Here is an 18,070-nt window from a genome sequence, read left to right as displayed (position 1 = left end):
CACAGGCGCCCCCTGACGGAATGTCATCTCTTGGTCGGATCGCCGCAATTTGCTGGTCCGCGGGATTGAACCATTCCCGCACGAGCGCCCGTTGCGCTACCCGGGGACCGCCATACCGTCCCCGGTCGGGCCGTTCGGCCGGGACGCGTCAGAAAGGAAGAGCCATGAGCCGGGGTGAAGAGGAAGAGACGGACGAGCCGGTCACGGGGAGCGATCCCGCCGTGCCGGGGCCGCGCCACGCGGTGGTCATCTCCGGAGACGGCTCGGCCACCATCGACGGAGAACCCGTACAGGTCGCGGACGGGGAGTCGGTCGACGCCGCGATCCTCGACAGACTCCAGGGATACGCACGTGACCTGAACGCCGGCGTGACGGCGACCATCTCCGACCCCTCCGCGGGCTACGTGGCGTTCGTCGAGGTCGCCCCGGACGGGTCGAGCAGCCTTCTGGAGCAGCAGGAGCAGCAGGATGACGCGCCGCCCGAGCCCGCACAAGCTGATGTGGGTACGGCCGCAGCGGTGCCCGACCCTGCCGAAGCTGAAGCCGACGACGCCGACGTCAAAGAAGCCGAAGCCGACGAGGACGAGGACGAAGGCTCCGACGTCGACGCGTACACGCAGCAGCGCCAGCAGCACCAGCAGCACCAGCAACGACCCCCCGCGCCACCCCCGTCCGTCGTTCGCCTCACCCCGAAGGTCGCCCCGAGGGGCGGAGCGCGTCAGTCGGACGACGAGTACAAGTCGCCCGGTCTGCTCCACAAACCCCTGGTCGTAGGACCGGTGGCCATCGGCGTGGCCGCCCTGGTCATCGTTCCGCTGGTGATCCTGGGCAGCAGCGCACCGGACGACGGAGGGCGCCAGAAGGAGGCAGCCCGTTCGAGCACGGAGACGAAGACCCCTCTGGCCGAGGACACTCCGTCGGCGACCCCTTCGGCCGTGAGGACGACATCGCCCAGCGCGACAGCCGCCTCACCGTCCGCCAAGCCGAAAGCCTCCAAGAGTGCTAAGGCCCCGAAGAAGAAGGGCGGAGAAGCGGGGGGAGCCGGAGGCGTGGGTGGGGTCACCGTCACCGTGACCGCGAGGCCACCGCGGGCCACCGTGACGGCGAAGCCCCAGCAGGAGACGGCCGCCACGGCGGTGAACCGGCTCCACCGGAGCGACCCGTCCGGGCGGCACATCTGCTACCGCGCGTACCTCTCCGGGCAGGGTTGGCAGAAGCCCGTGTGCGACGGCACCCTCGCCGGAACGACGAGCGGAACGCATCCGATCAAGGCCCTCAACATCGCGGTGTACGGCGGGGCCGGCTCGGCCGCCAACGCCTTCGTCCACGATGCGAAGTCGACCGACGGCCGGGGCAAGTGGAAACCCCGGTGGACAGCCGTCATCGGGGACGGAAAGAACAACTACATCGGCAGCACGAAGTCGGGCGCCCCCTACATGACGGGCTTCGCCATCAACATCGGCAGCGGCCAACTCTGCCGGTCGGCCAAGGTCCACGGCTACGACTGGGGCAGCTCGGACTGCACCCAGCCCCGCCCCGGCTACATCTTCGGAGGCGCCCTGGAGAACACCCGCTGGCTCCAGGCGGTCAAGCTCTGGTTGTGAGCATCGAGGGACGCTCAGTAGACCGACAACCCGTACGCATCCAGTACTTCCTGGATCGGCTGGTAGTACGTGGTCCCACCGGTCGTGCAGTCGCCCGAGCCGCCGGAGAGGATGCCGATGACCTTGTCGCCTGCGTACAGGGGGCCGCCGCTGTCGCCGGGCTCTGCGCAGATGTTCGTCTGGATCAGGCCGGACACGACGTCTCCGCCGCCGTAGTTGACGGAGGCGTTCAGGCAGGTGACCACGCCGCAGCGGACGCCCGTGGTGGAAGCGCGGCGGCAGACGCTCTGGCCGACGCGGGCCGTCGCGATGCCGGTCACGTCGACGGAGCCGATCGTGCCGGGGTGCGGGACGGTCGGGTTGGAGTATCGGACGACGCCGTAGTCGTCGCCCGGGAAGCTGGTGGCGACGGTTGATCCGACCGTCGTGGTCGGGGTGGAGCCGGTGTACCAGGTGGACGCGCCGTCCGTGCAGTGGCCCGCGGTCACGAAGTAGTAGGCGGAGCCGCTCTGCACATTGACCCCGGCCGAGCAGCGCCACCCGGTCGTGTGGACGCCGTCGCCGCCCGACAGGAGGGTGCGCAGCCGGCCGTCCAGCCGTTCGAGGCCCGCGGCACCCGCCCAACGGCCGGTGGTCCGGCGGACCTCGGCCAGGTCCGCGGCCGTGACCGTGGAGACGGCGAACACCCGCAGTTTCCCGGTGCGTTCGTCCACCGCCCAGCTCGTCCCGGGGATCCCGAGGGACGCGACGGCGGAAGCCGCGCCGGTCACCGAGGGACCGGAGGGGGCGACGGACGCGGCTGTCGCCGCGCCCGCGTCGGACACCGCGAGCGCGGCGGCCATGAGCACGCTGATCACCGCCCCAGTGTCCCCGCCCCCGCTCGCCACGGGTAGGGCGCCTTCCGTCGTGCTTCCCCGGCGCGAACGGTGAATCGGGCGCCCTCTTGGGGCAATTGTGGCTCTTGCTTTGCCGGTGTTTGCGTTGTGTGCTTCGCTGCCCCGACCTAGCCTGACCGCCGGAACCGTGGGAAGGGCCGCCATGCTGAAGACCGTCGGAGAGCAGGCACGAGGTCTCACCAAGGACCAGCGCAACGCGTTCCTCGCCGCCTACCTGGGCTGGGCGATGGACGCGTTCGACTACTTCCTGGTGGTCCTCGTCTACAGCGAGATAGCCGACGACTTCCACGTCTCCCTCACCGACATGGCCTTCCTCACCACCGCCACCCTCGTGATGCGGCCGGTCGGCGCCTTCGTCTTCGGGATGTGGGCGGACCGCCGGGGCCGCCGGGTACCCCTCATGGTCGACGTCGTCTTCTACTCGATCGTCGGCTTCGCCTGCGCCTTCGCGCCCAACTACGCCGTCCTGCTGGTGCTTCGCCTGCTGTACGGCATCGGCATGGGCGGCGAGTGGGGACTGGGCGCGGCCCTCGCCATGGAGAAGATCCCCGCCGAGCGGCGCGGATTCTGGTCGGGGCTGCTCCAGAGCGGCTACTCGCTGGGGTACCTGCTCGCCGCCGTGGCCTTCTTCGTCATCGAACCCGTCTTCGGCTGGCGCGGGTTGTTCGCCTTCAGCCTGGTCCCCGCCCTGGTCGCGCTGTGGGTGCGCAGCCGGGTCGAGGAGAGCGAGGTGTGGGAGAAGAGCGTCAAGTTCAACCGCACGCCCGCCCACCAGGTGTTCAGGAACCCGGCGGTGCTCAGGCGCTTCGTGTACCTGGTGGCCCTGATGACGGCCTTCAACTGGATGTCCCACGGCACCCAGGACGTCTACCCGACCTTCGTCAAGAAGGGCCTCGGCCTGTCCCCGGACACCGCCATCGCGATCGCCGTCGTCTACAACATCGGCGCCATCATCGGCGGCGCGCTGCTCGGCGCCTTCTCGGAGGGGCTGGGCCGCCGCCGCACGATCATGATCGCGGCGGCCGCCGGCCTGGTCGTGGTGCCCTTCTTCGTGCTCTCCACGACCACAGGCTGGCTGATGCTCTCCTCCTTCCTGATGCAGCTGTGCGTCCAGGGGGCCTGGGGCGTGATTCCCGCCCACCTGACCGAGATGAGTCCGGACGCGATCCGCGGTTTCTACCCCGGCGTCACCTACCAGCTCGGCAATCTCATCGCCGCCCTCAACCTGCCCATCCAGGAGGCCCTCGCCGAACGGCACGGCTATCCCGCGGCGATGACCTGGACCGTCGTGCCCGCCCTGGCCGTGGTCATCCTGCTGAGCGCCGTCGGCAAGGAGGCCAAGGGCATCCGGTTCGGCGGCCCGGCCGCACGGACCGCCGACCCGGCAGCCGCCGACAGTGCGTAGGGCGACCCCGCAGCCGCCGACAGCGCGTAGGGCCTATTCCGGCCACCGGCCCGGTCCGCGCCCGGCCCTCAGCCCCTACGATGGCTCCTCGCAGTGCCTGTACATCAGCACGGTCGCGTACCACCGCAGGGAGACATGCCCATGGGTGCCACGGAGCCCGCAGGAACACCTACCGATCACGGACTCCTGGGCGGCGCGTCGGCCGGGCCCATGGTGCCGCGGCTGCTGCTGGGAGCGCGGCTGCGCGCACTGCGGGAACGCCGGGACATCTCCCGTGAGACCGCCGGACACGTCATCCGCGGTTCCCGGTCCAAGATCAGCCGCATGGAGGCGGGCCGGCACGGCTTCAAGCTGCGGGACGTGGCCGATCTGCTCACCCTCTACGAGGTCACGGACGAGGCCGAGCGCGCCACCCTGCTGACGCTCGCCGAGGAGGCCAACACCCCCGCCTGGTGGCAGGAGTTCCACGACGTCGTGCCCGCCTGGGCCCAGACCTATCTCGCGGCCGAACAGGCGGCGAGCCTCGTCCGCTGCTTCGAGGTGCAGCGCGTCCCCGCCCTGCTCCAGACCCCGGACTACGCCCGTGCCGCCCTGCGGCGGGCCCACGCCGACGTGTCCCCGGAGGAGATCGAGCGGCGCGTGGCCTTACTGCTCTCCCGGCAGCGGGTCCTGCACCGGCAGCCCGCGACCCGGCTGTGGGCCGTGCTCGACGAGGCGGCGCTGCGCCGCCCGGTCGGCGGAGTCGCCACCATGCGCGCCCAGTTGAGGCACCTCGTCGAGATGTGCCGGCTTCCCCAGGTGACCGTGCAGGTCATGACGTTCGACGGTGGCGGCCACTCCGCGGAGGGCGGCCCGATCACCGTCGTGCGGCTGCCCGGCAGCGAGTTGCCCGACCTGGTCTACCTCGAACAACTCACCATCGGGCTCTACCCGGACCGGGCCGCCGACATCGAGTCCTACTGGGACGCCCTGAACAGCCTCGCGGTGGAGGCCGAGTCACCGGACGAGACGCCCACGATCCTGCACCGCATCCTCCAGGAGACCTGACTCCTGGGTTCCGACCCCCGGGCCCGTTTCAGTTCTTGCGCGCGACCCCGCCGTACTGGTGGACCTCGGCCGGCAGACCCAGGGCTTCGGTGTCGGGGCGCCAGCGCGAGCAGGACGCCACCCCCGGTTCGAGCAGTTCGAGACCGTCGAAGTAGCGCGCGATCTGCTCGGGGCTGCGCAGGATGTACGGGATCGAACCGCCCTCGTTGTACCGCTGGATGGCCTCGAGGTAGGCCTTGCTGGTGTCCGTGCTGTCGTACTGCACCAGGAAGCTGCCGGAGGGCAGCCCGGCCACCAGTTCCCGCACGATGGAGCACGCCTCGTCGTGGTCCTCGATGTGGCCGAGGATGCCCATCAGCATGAGGGCGACGGGCTTGTCGAAGTCCAGGGTCCGCGCGGCCTCCCGCAGGATCGTGGCCGGGTCGCGCAGATCGGCGTCGACGTAGTTGGTGACGCCTTCCGGTGTGCTGGTGAGCAGGGCGCGGGCGTGGGCCAGCACCAGCGGGTCGTTGTCGACGTAGACGATCCGGGACTCCGGGGCCACCCGTTGGGCGATCTGGTGGGTGTTGTCGACGTTGGGCAGCCCGGTGCCGATGTCCAGGAACTGCCGTACGCCCTCCTCGCCGGCGAGATGGCGGACGGCACGGGCGAGGAAGTACCGGGCGGCGCGGGCGCCGGTCTCGATCCCGGGGAAGATCTCGCGGAAGGCGTCCCCGGCCACCCGGTCGACCTCGTAGTTGTCCTTCCCGCCCAGCCAGTAGTTCCAGATCCGGGCCGACTGCGGGACGGAGGTGTCGATCTTGGGCAGTGCCTCCGCTGCCGCGTTCTCCGCCTGATCAGCCATGGACGCTCCTCGTGTGCGCGATGGGGGAACCGCCGAACGGCCGAACACCGTTCGGGCCTTCCACGTTAGTCCCCGTGAGTCACCCCATGTGAATCATTGGCCCCAACAGACCGTCTTCTTAAGGTGGTTGAGAGACGCCTGTGCCCGGAACGGCGGTACGGCCGTCCCGGGCACAGGCGTGTGCGCAGGTCACTCGGTGATCAGGTAGGCCCTTTCGATCGTCTGGGTCACGGTGTTGCCCGCCCGGTCGGTCAGCTCCGCGCGCAGCGACACGGAACCCGCCTTCGCCGGGTGCTTCAGCGACAGGTGCGTGCCGCCGACGGACTTGGCGGGCTGCCACGTCCTGCCCTCGTCGTAGGACACCTGGAAGGCGAGCGCGGCCGGGCGCTGTCCGGCCGCCGCGCCCTCGACGGTGAAGGGCACCGCGAAGTGCCGGCCCGCCTTCGCCGTGCTCGCCAGGGTCAGCTTCGGGCTGAAGCGGACCGTGGACAGCGGCACCGTGGCGAAGTCGCCCTCGGGGGTCCTCGCCGAGCGGAAGGTCCACTCGGCGTGGACGCGGGTGCTGACCGGATACACGGCCGGGTCACGGGAGTTGTCCACGGTCAGCCGGTACGCGGTGTCCCCGGCGGGAAGGGTGTACTCCGTCGGGTCGGTGGTCGGCTGGATGCCGTAGTCGTCGGCTATCTCCTTGCCGTTCGCCTCCAGCCGGGACGTCACCGTGGCCGGCCGGCTCAGCCCCCAGTGCCCGGAGCCGTCGCCGAACAGCGGCAGGAAGACCCTGAGCGTGTTCCCGTCGCGGCCCACACCCGGGTAGCCCCGGCCCGGCCCGAGGTCGTCGGGGCCGTTCAGGACCGGTCCGAAGACGCCGACGCCGAATCGCTCGGAGTAGGTGCGGCCCGCCTTCCAGTGCCTCGGCATGCGCATCAGGAAGCCCTCGAAGACCGCGTCCTCGCCGTCACCGAAGCGCTGCCAGGTGCGCACCGACCACTTCACCCCGTTGTCGAGGACGTACTCGGTGCTCCGGTACGGCAGGTCACCGCGCATGTCGCTGCCGCCGGGCACCAGACGGCCGTCGGGCAGGTGCGGGGTCACCTCGGCCTGGACGCGCCGGCCGTCGACCGACTCGCCCACCTCCAGGTTCACCCTGGCCAGCTGTCCCCGCCGGATCTTCGCGGTGAAGCCGTCCAGGCTGCCCTCCCGGTACCAGCTCAGGTGGTAGTTGGCCGGCCTGCCGGCCTTGTCCTTGCCGGCCCAGCGGCCGGAGAACAGGGAGGTCAGGCCCGTCACCGAGCCGTCCGGGCCGAGCCGCCCGAAGCGGGAGCCCCCGAAGGTGGGCAACAGGAACTCGAGATGGGCGTCGTCGAGCCCCTCGCCCCGCCCGTACTCCACGGTGACCGTGGCGTCGTCGTTCACGGCCGCGGCGTCCGGCACGGTGACGTCCATCGGCTTCGCCTGCCGGGCGTCGACCTCCACGGTCGTGTCCTTGTCCAGGGTCAGTTTGGGCTGTACCAGGACCGCGTGCGTGGCGGAGCTCGTCGAGGGGTGGATCACCCCGTTGAGGAGGTAGTCCGCCTTCGGCAGCCGGACCGTCAGCTCGCCGTCCCGCTCGTCGGCGTACTCGGCGTAGAAGCTGCCGTTCAGGTCCGCGACGGAGGTCACGGCGTCGCCGGTCGCCGTGCCGTCCTCGTCGGTGTGCCTGAGCGTCAGGTCGTACGACTCGACCTCGCGGTCCACCCCGACCGCGGACCGCACCTGGATCCTCCCGTCGGCGGAGGAGGCCGTGACCGAGCCGCCGAAGCTGCCGTCCACGGTTCCGGCGCGGGTGTCCGCGGTGACCTCCGCGCTCGCCTCGCCGCCCGCGGGGACCGTGATCCGCTGCGGGGAGACGGTGAACATGCCCTCGGCGGCGGGCTTGCGGTCCACTCCGTACGCGTCCACGGACAGGTCGAGCGTGACCGGCGCGGTGCCGAGGTTGCGGTAGGTGAGCTTCTTGGTCCGGGCCGTGTCGTCGTCGTGCGGCCACTGCTGGACGCCGAAGTCGAGCGGGCCCTGCTCGGTGACCACGCTCTCGTTCAGCGCCCGGCCCAGATCGACCCGTCCGGTGCCCTGCTGGAAGGAGCTGTACGTGCCCGGCTTCGCGGAACCGGTCAGCACCGACTTGATCCGCTCGCCGCGCCAGCCGGGGTGCTGCTGGGCGATGATCGCCGCGGCGCCCGCCACATGCGGGGTGGCCATGGAGGTGCCCTCGATCGTCAGGTAGCCGGGGACGTCCGAGGGATACAGCTCCGCCAGGGCACTGCCGGCCGCGGCCGCGGCGGTGATGTCGACGCCGGGCGCGGTCAGGTCGGGCTTGACCCCGCCGTCGCCGACGCGCGGACCGCGGCTGGAGAAGGCGGCGAGCGCGTCGGACTTGTCGACCGCGCCGACGGTCAGGGCGGACGCCGCACTGCCCGGTGAGCCGACGGTCCGCTCGCCGTCGCCGTCGTTGCCGGCCGCGATGACGAAGAGGGTGCCGGACTCGGCGGAGAGCCGGTCGACCGCCTCCTCCATCGGGTCGGTGCCGGGAAGATCCGGGCCGCCGAGGCTCAGGTTGACGACGTCCGCGCCCTGGGCCACCGCCCATTCCATGCCCGCGATGATCCCGGAGTCGTCGCCCTCGCCCCAGTCGTTCAGGACCTTGCCGTTGAGGAGTTCCGCGCCCGGTGCGACGCCCTTGTACTTCCCGCCGGACTTCGCTCCGCTGCCCGCCACGGTGGACGCCACGTGCGTGCCGTGCCCGTATCTGTCGGCCGTGGTGCCGGTGCCGCTGAAGTCCTGCTCCGCGACCACCTTGCCCGCGAGGTCGGGGTGGCTGCTGTCGATGCCGGTGTCCAGGACGGCGACCTTGCTGCCGGTGCCGTCGAAGCCCGCGGCCCAGGCGGTCGGCGCGCCGATCTGGGGGACGCTCCGGTCGAGCGAGGCCCGGCGCTTCCCGTCGAGCCACAGCTTCTCCATGCCGGCCGCGGAGGCGAACCGCGCAGTCCCCGCGGCCGAGTTGTCGGTCACGGCCTTCCAGAACCCGGCACCGCGCTTCTTCGCGGAGCGCATCGCCCTGCCGTTGACGACCGGCAACTGCCGGCCCAGCCGCGCCCCGGCCGCGGTGAACGGGCTCGTGGAGGGAGCTCGCTTGCCGTGGAAGGTGACGATCAGCGGCAGGTCGGAACGGCCCGTGTCGTCGTAGCCGTCCTTCACCAACTGGGTTACGTCGAACAACCGCGGGTCCAACTTGCCCTGTGCGAGCAGTAGTTGGGCGTCACCGGGAACGACCCGGGTGTGCCCGGCGACGACCCGGACCGAGAACGGCATGCCCTCGCGGCCCTGGGCCCGCTGCACCCCGGAGATCTGCCCGGTGCCGTCCACGAGGACCCGGTCGCCGGTGACGAGCGTGACCGTCTTCACGGCGGAGGCCGTCCGGGCGCTCTTGCCCGAGGCGACGCCGACGGCTCCCACGCCGACCGTTCCCGTGCCGACGGCTCCCACGCCGACCGTTCCCGTGCCGACGGCTCCCGCCCCGGCCGGCAGCCCGGCGAGGACCAGGGCGGCGGAAGCCACCCCCGCGGCCAGGGCCGCGTGTCTTTGGCGTACGCGTAACTGCATCTGAACTCCAGTTGGTCGGTGGATCAGTGCTCACGGGGCGGTCGGGCCCGTGAGCAGGCGGCCGTCGCGGTCGTACGGCCAGACATTGGGGACGCAGCCGTGCAGGCCCTTGATCTGCTGCATCATCGCCGGGGCCGGAAGGCCCTTGCCGGGGCAGGTGACATGGCCGTGGCCGAGGAAGTGGCCCACCTCGTGGTTGATGATCAGGGAGCGGTACCCGACGACGTCCTCGCTGTAGAACTCGGTGGCCAGGACCCAGCGCCGGAGGTTGACCATCACGTCGTCGTGCACGCTGCAATTGACCTTGCCGCCGGTGTCGAGGCCGCCCTCGGCGCAGATCGCGTCGACGGTCCCCGGGGTGGCGAGGCGCACCCTGAAGTCGGTGGGCCCGCTCGAGACCCGCTGGAACGCGGAGTGGCCGTCGGCCGTCCAGCCGCGCGGGTCGGCCAGGGTCCGCTCCACCTGTGCGGCCACGTCCGCGGGGGAGATCGTGAGGCCCTTCTCCACCTCGACCCGGTAGCGCAGGGGCGTGCCCCTGCCGACCTTCTCGCCCTCGCCGGAGGCGGTGACGAAGGTCCCCGGGCCGCTCTCGGGCAGGGGGGTGCCGGACGGGCCGGCCGCCGCGCTGCTCCGGTCCGGTCCCGGCGGCTCACCGGCCCCCGGCGGCGCGGGAGTTGCGGAGGGCGCGGGGGAGACGGTCACCGGACTCCCGGAAGGCGCGGTCGCCGTGGGCGGTCGGTTCGCGTCGGACGGCAGCCACGCCACCACCGCGCCACCGACCGCCGCGAAGACCGCCAACGCGGCCAGACCGCCGGTCAGTCGGCCCTGCACGGGCCCCGCGGAGCGTTTCCGGCGACGACCGCCGCCGGGGTTTCGTTTGTGGGCTGTCACGGTCGTTCACGATGTGATCGCCATGTGATCGGACCTGGCCCGCAAGATAACGAAACGATAACCCTCCTCGTGGTCATGCCGATGTGGATACTGTGCGCATGTCACGCGTACTGCTGATCGAAGACGACCCGGCCGTCCGGGAGGGCGTCGCGCTGGCCCTGCGCCGGCAAGGCCATGACGTCGCCGCCGCCGCGACCGGCGAGGAGGGCCTCGACCGACTGCGGTCCTTCCGGCCGGACATCGTCGTCCTCGATCTGATGCTCCCCGGCATGACCGGTCTGGAGGTGTGCCGCACCGTACGGACCCTCGACCAGACCCTGCCGATCATCATGGCGACCGCCCGGGGGGACGAAGTGGACATCGTTGTCGGTCTGGAGGCCGGCGCCGACGACTACGTCGTCAAACCAGTCCTGGCCCGCGTGCTCGACGCGCGCATACGCGCCGTCCTGCGCCGGGCGGCCGGGGCCGCGCCCGGTGCCGAGGGCCTGCCGAAGATCCACACCTACGGCGAACTGGCCGTCGACCGGGCCGGGTTGACGGTCGTGCTGCACGGCGAGCCGATCGCCCTCGCCCCCTCGGAGCTGCGGCTCCTGCTCACCCTGACTGCCTCGCCGGGCCAGGTGTTCAGCCGTCAGCAGCTTCTGGAGGCGGTCTGGGAGCACGACTACCACGGGGACGCGCGCCTGGTGGACGCCTGCGTCAAGCGCCTGCGCACGAAGATGTCCGAACCGCCCCGCGCACCCCGGTACATCCACACCGTGCGCGGCTTCGGCTACCGATTCGCGGCGCCGTGAGGACGCGCCGGCTGCGCGGGCTCCGGTTCCGCCTGGTGGTGGCCTTCGGGCTGGTCGCCGCGGTCTCCGCGGTCACGACAGGTGCCCTGACCTTCCGGGAGGCCCGCACCGGAGTGCTCCAGCAGAGTCAGGACGCCACCATCAGACAACTGCGCGCCCAGCTCAACCAGCACGCGGCCGAACTCGCCCTCCCTCCCGAGCGGTCGGCGCTGGAGAAGTTCGCGGAGGACACGGCGGCCACCGAGTCCCAGGGCAGCTGGCGGGTCCTGGTGACCTACGGAGACCTCAGCGGCTCCTCCGCCTCCGGGGACCCCTTCACCGAGGTGACGCCCGCCCTGCGCCAGGCCGTCGCGTCCAGCCGCGCCACGGTCTTCCAGCGGGTCCGCCACGACGGCCGCACCTACCTCGTCGTCGGCATGTCGATCCTCTTCGGCACCCAGCGCATCCCGGACAGCGTCGAGACGGTCACCGGGGCCCGGGTGTTCCTGGTCGTCCCGCAGACCACCGAACAGGCCTACGTCGACGCCCTGGTGACCGCGGCCGAACGCGCCATGGTGGCCGCCCTGGCCCTCGCCGTGGTGCTCGCCCTCCTCGCCGCGCGCGGAGTGCTGGTCCCGGTGCGGAAACTGCGGCTCGCCACCCGCCGGGTCGCCGAGGGCCGGCTGGACACGCGGCTCGCGGTCAACGGCTCCGACGAACTCGCCGAACTGTCCCACACGTTCAACGAGACGGCCGCCGCACTGGAGACCTCGGTCGCCGAACTGCGCGAGATGGAGGCGCGGGCCCGCCGGTTCGCCGCCGACGTCTCGCACGAACTGCGCACCCCGCTCGCAGCGATGTCCGCGGTCACCGACGTTCTCGACGAGGACGCCGCCCGACTGGACCCGGACACCGCCACCGCGGTCCGGCTGATCAGCACGGAGACCGTCAAACTCGCCCGTCTCGTCGACGACTTGATGGAGATCTCCCGTTTCGACGCGGGCGCCGCGGTGCTCCACCTGGACGAGATCGACCTCGCCGAGTCGATCCGGCGCACCCTCGCCTCCCGCGGCTGGACGGACACGGTGGAGACCGAACTGCCGCCGCCGCACGCGGTACGCGCACGGGTCGACCCGCGCCGCATCGACGTGGTCGTCGCCAACCTGGTCGGCAACGCGCTGAAGCACGGCGCCCGTCCGGTCACGGTGCACCTGAGCGGGGACGACACGGTGGCCGTGATCGAGGTCCGGGACAGCGGCCCCGGCATCCCGTCCGACGTCCTGCCCCACGTCTTCGAGCGGTTCTACAAGTCCGACAGTGCCCGGATCCGCTCCGAGGGCAGCGGCCTCGGCCTGTCCATCGCCGCCGAGAATGTCCGCCTCCACGGCGGTACCGTGCGCGCTGCCGGCCACCCGGCGGGCGGTGCCGTCTTCACCGTGGAACTCCCGCTGCGGCGGGCGGAGCCGACCGAGGAGTACCGGCCATGAAGGTCCTCGACCGCGCCCCGCTGCTGGCGCTGCTCGCCGTCACCTCCTGCGGGATCCCCGCGACCGGGGTCGTCGAGGCGGGCGCTCCCGCGAGCGGGGCCCTGCCGCTCACGCAGGTCTACTTCGTCGAGAACGGCCGACTCGTCGCCGTGCCGCGCAACACCGGGCGCCCGGGCGACCCCACGGACGCGCTGCGGCTGCTGATGGACGGTCCGCTGGCCGGCGAGCGGGCCGTCGACGGTCGCGGCGGTCTCACCACCGAGGTGCCGGCCCTCCCGACCGCCCTGGCGCTGCCGTCGCCCGCCACCGACGAACCGGGGAGCCCGCTGACGGACACGTCCGGCGCGGCCGGGAACTCCGCGTCGGACACCCCGACCGCGACGGTCGCCGGGAACACGATGACGATCCGACTGCCCCCGGGCATGGCCGGGTTGAGCGAGCTCGGGGTACGGCAGCTGGTGTGCACGGCCACCGCCGCGTACCGCCTCACGCGTCCCTCCACCCCCTCGCCGGCCGCGGAGGTGACCGGCGGCGGAGACACGGTCAGGGTGCCGGACGCGCGCTGCCCCGCTCGGTGAGCAGGCTCCCCGCCGGGGCGGACGCGGTGTCCGCCTGCTGGAGCTGGCTCAGGAGCTGGTTCTGGCCGGCGAGGAGCTCGGTGAGGATACGGCGGGCGGCGCGCAGGAGTTCGGCGACGTCACCGCCCGCCAGCGCGTAACTCACCGTGGAGCCCTCCCGTATGGAGACGACGATGCCGGACCGCCGGAGGACGGCCAGCTGCTGGGAGAGGCTGGACGGCTCGATGTCGATGTCGGCGAGCAGGTCACGGACGGGCACCGGCCCGTGCTGGAGCAGCTCCAGGACCCGGATGCGCACCGGGTGGCCGAGCATGCGGAAGAAGTCCGCCTTGGCCTGGTAGAGGGGGACCTGCATGGGGCGCTCGCTCCCTGCCGGACGGTACGGGGTCGTCGGTGCCGATCCTGCTGGTCGGGGACGCCGGGCGGCCACGGAATGGACTCATGTGGATGTGGCGACTTGAAGAAGTCTTCACATCGTGGGCGCACGACGACCCCGACCGGGGTGGGCCTATACCTCCAACTGCTCCTCGACCCGCTTGAGTTGGTGGCGGGCCATCGCCAGGTTCGAGCGGGCCTTGTCGAGGACCAGGTACAGGAACAGACCGTTGCCGTTGCGGCCGGTCACCAGACGGATCAGGTGGTACTGGTGCTCCAGCGTGATGAGGATGTCCTCGATGTTGCTCTTGAGCCCCAGCTGCTCCATGGTGCGGACCTTGGCCCGGATGACGTCGGTGTTGCCGGCCGCCGCGACCGTCGGGTCCAGGTCCTTGCCGCCGCCCAGGGTGCCCAGCGCCATCCCGCTGGTGTAGTCGACGACCGCGGCCGCCACCGCCCCTTCCGTGCCGGCCATCATCTCCTTCAGCGACACTTCCACACTCGCCACGGTGCCTCCCTTGTGCCTGTGGGTCGCGGCGGGCCCTGCCGGGTCCGTCCGCCGGATCCCCGGACCGTATGCGCCGAGCCGCGGCCGGCGGCCGGGGTCTTCGGGACTGCTCCCCGTTGACCGAACACCATCACGAGACGACCATCTGCCGGGCCACAACTGGCCTTCGGGGAACGGAAGATGACACCGACGGCGCGCGCGGTGCTCAGTGGGTGCGGGCCGCCAGCAGGGTCACGTCGTCCTCCGAACTGGCCGGGGCCAGGCGGTCGAGGACGCTGGTGAGGACGTCCGGCAGGGGACACCCGGAGGCCAGCGGAAGCGCGGTGAGCGCGGCGAGACCGGTGTCTATGTCCTCGCCGCGCCGCTCCACCAGTCCGTCGGTGTAGGCGAGCAGCAGGGAGCCCGGCGGCAGCGGGCAGCGCCTGCTCTCGTAGCTGTCGGAACCCGTGCCCAGCGGAGGACCGACGGGCAGGTCCGCCAGCTCGGGGGCGGCGCCCGGCCGTACCAGCAGGGGCGGGACGTGGCCCGCCGTCGCGAGGACCGCCTCCCCGGCGGCGGGGTCCAGCAGGGCCAGCACACAGGTGGCGACACGGTCCAGGTCGAGGGCGTGAGCCGTGCGGTCCGCCTCGGTGAGCAGCCGGTCGGGGTCGAGTCCCTGGAGGGCCAGCGCGCGCAGCAGTGAGCGGTACTCGCTCATCGCCGCGGCCGCCCGCACCCCGTGCCCCATGACGTCCCCGACCACCAGCAGGGTGCGTCCGCCGGGCAGGGCGACGGCGTCGAACCAGTCCCCGCCGACCTCGGCGCCCCGTCCGGCGGGCAGATAGCGGCTGGCGATCTCCACGCCGGGCCCCTGGGTGTGCGGGGTGGCCAGGAAGGCGCGCTGCATCTCCAGCGCGGTCTCGTGCTCGTGGGTGTAGCGCAGGGCGTGGCCGATGGCCGTCGCGGCCCGCCCGGTCAGCAGCTCCAGCAGCTCGACGTCCTCCGGCGTGAACTCGGGGGAGTCCGCCCGGCGGCCCACGATGACCGCACCCACGGGTTCACCGCCGGACATGAGCGGCAGATAGGCCACGGAGTGCACCTTGAGGGCCCGGTAGCGCTCCAGTCGCTGCCGGGTGGGGGCGAGCAGCCGCACGGTGTCGTCGTCCGGCCGGTTGAGGACCATGGGCCGGTGACCGGTCAGCACCTGGGTCATCGAGGAACTGGCCTGGTGGAAGATCACCTCACCGCTCCTGGTCGTGGGCGTGAGCGGTTCGGGCATGCCGGGCGCGGCGGCCACCGCCATGCGCCGCAGCCGTACCGGCACCGGGGTGGCCGGGGCCTTGCGCGTGCCCTCCGGGTCGAGGACGTCCACCGCGGCGTAGTCGGCGAACCGCGGCACCAGCAGATCGGTCAGCGCCCGGCAGGCCTCGGCCGCGTCCAGCGTGCTGCCGACCCGGGTGGCGGTCTCCTCCAGCAGCTCCAGGCGATCCTGGGCCCGCCGCAGCGACTCCCGCTGCCGGATGCCCTCGGTGACCTCCATGACGACCGCGGCGACCCCGAGGACCTCGCCGTTCTCGCCGTCGAGCCGGTGGAACGCGCCGAGCCACCACCGCGGTGTGTCCGCCACGTCGACCGGCACCCGGCCGTCGAACACGACGGTCTGCGCCCGGCCGGTGCGGATCACCTCGCGGGCCACCTCCGCGGAGGACCCGGAGCCCGGGATCACCTCCGGCATCGGGCGGCCCAGGTGGTCCTCGACGGACAGCCCGTTGAGCGCCGCCAAGGTGTCGTTGAGGTACAGGTAGCGCAGCTCCGGGTCCAGGACGGCGACGGCCGCCGGTGTCCCGTCCAGGAACCGGCGGTAGTCCAGCGCCTGCCCGGCCCCCGCCGCCCGGGCCGCCTCCGACAGCACCCTGAGGCTCTCCGTGGGGAGGGAGGGCGTGGGACGGGCGGACAGCGGGGGCTGGCTCATCAGGTGTGATTCCTCGAAGGGCGGAGTCCGTTTCGTCATACTTATGGCGTATTGGACCACATTTCGAGGCCTCGAAGCTATGAGCTGAATCTCATCCCGCGTCCTCCGCCGTCTCGACCAGCCGCTCGAAGAAGAACTCGTGCTTGAGGAACGACGTCTCGTGCTCGGACCCCGGGTACGGCGGGATCAGCTGCGACGCCTGGAAGAGCCGCCAGCCGTCCAGCAGGGCGTCGACACCCGTCCTGTACGGCGGCTCGTCGCTGTCCCCGGTGGTGGGTCGGGTGCGGCCGGTGCCGTCGTAGCGCGCCCAGCCCTTGACCCAGGAGTCGAGCGCGGAGGTCTCCAGGTACAGGACGAGGACCTGCTGGCGCACGGTGGTGGAGTGGGTCACGCGGTGCTCCTCTGTGCGGCGGGCCGGTTGTCGATCCGGGTGGCCCAGTGGTCGATGTCGAAGTGCGGGTCGCCGGTCAGGGTGCGCCACAGCCGGACCCGGTTCAGGATCTCCAGCCGTGCGGTGGCCTGCTCGTACCAGGGGAAGTAGCGCCCCAGCTCCTCCCGGACGGCCGGCGCGTCCAGGTCCGCGGTGTCCCACAGCCGCACCTGCGGCACGGTCGGGTTGAAGCGGATCTTGTACATGCGGCGGACGACGTCGCTGTCGTTGCGCCGCCCCCCGTGCCAGATCCCGTGGTGCACGAGCACGACCGTGCCGGCCGGGCAGGTCAGCCGGGTCTGGCCGAGCAGGTTCTGGTAGCGGCCGGTGTCGGACTCGTTGATCCGGCGCAGATGGCTGCCGGGGACGATGAGCGTGCCGCCCATGTCCGCGGTGACCTCCTGCGGGTAGTACATGAGCTGGACGTCGAAGGCGTCCGGCCGCACATCGATCAGGGCGTCCGCGTGCAGCGGCTGCGCGCTGCCCTCCCGCGGCTCACGGATGTGCAGCGCGTGGTGGTCGATCTCCGGACCGGGACCCACGAGGCTCTCCAGTGCCCCCGCGACGGCGGGCAGTTCGAGGAGCCGACGCGTGAAGGACCCCTCGGGGAACGCCTTCGGCACGGGGGTGCCGTACGGCACGGAAGGCAGCCCGGCGGCGAGGACCTCCAGCGCCTCCTCGTTCATCTCCTGGGGCACGATGCCGTCCAGGCGCAGGAATCCGTGGGCCACGAACCGCGCCACCTGGACGGAGTTCAGCAGCTGTCGTGTGGTTGACATACGGCAACCGTAGGAACTGCGGGTGTGCGAAGTCGTGGGCCGTAATCGGCGACCACTGGTAATTTTCCACCATGACGAGCCACGTCGACCTGGCCCTCGACCTGCCGCCCCGGGTGGAGAACGCCGGCGTCGGCGTCCACGGCTCCGCGGGCCCGCACGAGGTGTTCCGGCTCCCGCGGCTCTGGCAGCTCCATCTCTACGGCTACTCCGGCACCCTCGCCCTCGGCGGCACCCGGCACCCCATCCGCCCCGGCCACGTGAGCCTGGTCCCGCCGGACACCGAGGTCCACTTCCACTACGACTCCGCGCGCTGCGAGCACCTGTACGCCCACTTCCGGCTGCCCGGGGAGGGCGAGCGGCGCCGGGTCCCGGTGATGCAGGACGCCGGCGCCGAAGCGGGCGTGCTCGGCGGACTGCTGCGGCAGACGGTCGCGGCCGGCCCGCAGTCGAAGGCCAGGGCCGCCGCCGAGCTGTGGACCGTGCTGTGGCGCACCACGGGCCTCACCGCCGCCGAGAGCCGCCCCGGCTCCCGGCACCCCGCCCTGCGCACGGCCGTCGCCTACATCGAGGAGCACCTGGCGGGTCCCCTGACCGTGCCCGCCGTCGCCCGCGCCGCCGGGGTCTCGCACACCCACCTGACCCGGCTGTTCCGTGCGGACACCGGCCGTACGGTCGTCGCCTACATCCGGCGCCGCCGCATGGACCGTGCCCGGCATCTGCTCGTCGCCTCGACGCTCGCCATCCCGGCCGTCGCGGCCACCGTCGGCGTCCCCGACCTGCAGGCCTTCAACAAGGCGTGCCGCAAGGAGCTGGGGGCGTCGCCGCGCGCGGTGCGGGAGCAGAACGGATAGCGCCTGTGGCGAGTA

General features: G+C 71.9%; 16 protein-coding genes. 7 read left to right on the top strand and 9 right to left on the bottom strand.

Annotated features, from left to right (window positions below; all coding sequences use genetic code 11):
- The first annotated feature begins 164 nt into the window (after positions 1-164).
- Positions 165-1,604 (top strand): hypothetical protein, encoded by a 1,440-nt coding sequence (locus tag H295_RS44765; protein WP_051135580.1) that lies wholly within the window; start codon positions 165-167, stop codon positions 1,602-1,604.
- A gap of 14 nt (positions 1,605-1,618) precedes the next feature.
- On the opposite strand, the gene H295_RS0120245 is transcribed toward H295_RS44765, so the two are convergent.
- Entirely contained in the window at positions 1,619-2,446 is an 828-nt protein-coding gene (locus tag H295_RS0120245; RefSeq protein WP_043217676.1) for a S1 family peptidase, read from the bottom strand.
- Positions 2,447-2,642: 196 nt separating this feature from the next.
- On the opposite strand from H295_RS0120245, the gene H295_RS0120240 reads away from it, so the two are divergent.
- Together H295_RS0120240 and H295_RS0120235 are read left to right on the top strand one after the other, a co-directional pair.
- Positions 2,643-3,905, top strand: a complete 1,263-nt coding sequence (locus H295_RS0120240) for an MFS transporter (protein WP_020137169.1) — start codon at positions 2,643-2,645, stop codon at positions 3,903-3,905.
- A 141-nt stretch (positions 3,906-4,046) separates the two neighbouring features.
- Entirely contained in the window at positions 4,047-4,952 is a 906-nt protein-coding gene (locus tag H295_RS0120235) for a DUF5753 domain-containing protein (protein WP_051135579.1), read from the top strand.
- Between the two features lie 28 nt (positions 4,953-4,980).
- Here H295_RS0120235 and H295_RS0120230 read toward each other — a convergent pair whose 3' ends face one another.
- The 3 genes from H295_RS0120230 to H295_RS0120220 form a co-directional block, all read right to left on the bottom strand.
- Positions 4,981-5,796, bottom strand: coding sequence for an SAM-dependent methyltransferase (locus tag H295_RS0120230; RefSeq protein WP_020137167.1), 816 nt, complete (start codon positions 5,794-5,796; stop codon positions 4,981-4,983).
- Between the two features lie 189 nt (positions 5,797-5,985).
- Positions 5,986-9,432 carry a S8 family serine peptidase gene (locus H295_RS0120225; RefSeq protein ID WP_051135578.1) on the bottom strand — a complete coding sequence of 1,149 codons (3,447 nt, stop codon included), beginning with the start codon at positions 9,430-9,432 and terminating at the stop codon, positions 5,986-5,988.
- Between the two features lie 30 nt (positions 9,433-9,462).
- Positions 9,463-10,263, bottom strand: a complete 801-nt coding sequence (locus tag H295_RS0120220) for a DUF3152 domain-containing protein (RefSeq protein ID WP_020137165.1) — start codon at positions 10,261-10,263, stop codon at positions 9,463-9,465.
- Between the two features lie 158 nt (positions 10,264-10,421).
- Between H295_RS0120220 and H295_RS0120215 the strand changes: the two genes are divergently transcribed.
- The 3 genes from H295_RS0120215 to H295_RS0120205 are packed head-to-tail and all read left to right on the top strand — an operon-like array spanning position 10,422 to position 13,161.
- A complete protein-coding gene (locus H295_RS0120215; RefSeq protein WP_020137164.1) occupies positions 10,422-11,117 on the top strand; it encodes a response regulator transcription factor in 696 nt (231 codons plus the stop codon).
- Positions 11,114-12,583, top strand: coding sequence for a sensor histidine kinase (locus H295_RS0120210; RefSeq protein ID WP_020137163.1), 1,470 nt, complete (start codon positions 11,114-11,116; stop codon positions 12,581-12,583). The genes H295_RS0120215 and H295_RS0120210 overlap by 4 nt, the downstream gene beginning before the upstream one ends.
- A complete protein-coding gene (locus tag H295_RS0120205; protein ID WP_020137162.1) occupies positions 12,580-13,161 on the top strand; it encodes a hypothetical protein in 582 nt (193 codons plus the stop codon). Before H295_RS0120210 ends, H295_RS0120205 begins: the two co-directional genes overlap by 4 nt.
- Here the strand turns inward: H295_RS0120205 and H295_RS0120200 are convergent.
- The 5 genes from H295_RS0120200 to H295_RS0120180 all read right to left on the bottom strand — a co-directional run bounded on the left by H295_RS0120200 (position 13,127) and on the right by H295_RS0120180 (position 17,204).
- Complete coding sequence (locus H295_RS0120200) at positions 13,127-13,516, bottom strand: ArsR/SmtB family transcription factor (RefSeq protein WP_020137161.1); 390 nt, start codon at positions 13,514-13,516, stop codon at positions 13,127-13,129. The two genes, H295_RS0120205 and H295_RS0120200, sit on opposite strands and share 35 nt — an antisense overlap.
- A gap of 153 nt (positions 13,517-13,669) precedes the next feature.
- Complete coding sequence (locus tag H295_RS0120195; protein WP_028809558.1) at positions 13,670-14,044, bottom strand: hypothetical protein; 375 nt, start codon at positions 14,042-14,044, stop codon at positions 13,670-13,672.
- 205 nt (positions 14,045-14,249) lie between these two features.
- Positions 14,250-15,995: a SpoIIE family protein phosphatase gene (locus H295_RS0120190; protein WP_020137159.1), complete on the bottom strand. Its 1,746-nt coding sequence runs from the start codon at positions 15,993-15,995 to the stop codon at positions 14,250-14,252.
- Positions 15,996-16,086: 91 nt separating this feature from the next.
- On the bottom strand, positions 16,087-16,386 hold the full coding sequence (locus tag H295_RS0120185) for a hypothetical protein (protein WP_020137158.1): 300 nt from the start codon (positions 16,384-16,386) through the stop codon (positions 16,087-16,089).
- Positions 16,383-17,204, bottom strand: coding sequence for a phytanoyl-CoA dioxygenase family protein (locus tag H295_RS0120180; protein WP_020137157.1), 822 nt, complete (start codon positions 17,202-17,204; stop codon positions 16,383-16,385). Before H295_RS0120180 ends, H295_RS0120185 begins: the two co-directional genes overlap by 4 nt.
- A 71-nt stretch (positions 17,205-17,275) precedes the next feature.
- Here H295_RS0120180 and H295_RS0120175 point away from each other — a divergent pair, with 71 nt between their 5' ends.
- Positions 17,276-18,055, top strand: coding sequence for an AraC family transcriptional regulator (locus tag H295_RS0120175; protein WP_020137156.1), 780 nt, complete (start codon positions 17,276-17,278; stop codon positions 18,053-18,055).
- The last annotated feature ends 15 nt before the right edge of the window (positions 18,056-18,070 follow it).

The organism is Streptomyces sp. 351MFTsu5.1 (assembly GCF_000383655.1).
Lineage (GTDB): Bacteria > Actinomycetota > Actinomycetes > Streptomycetales > Streptomycetaceae > Streptomyces > Streptomyces griseorubiginosus.
This window is presented reverse-complemented; position numbering and strand designations above follow the sequence as displayed.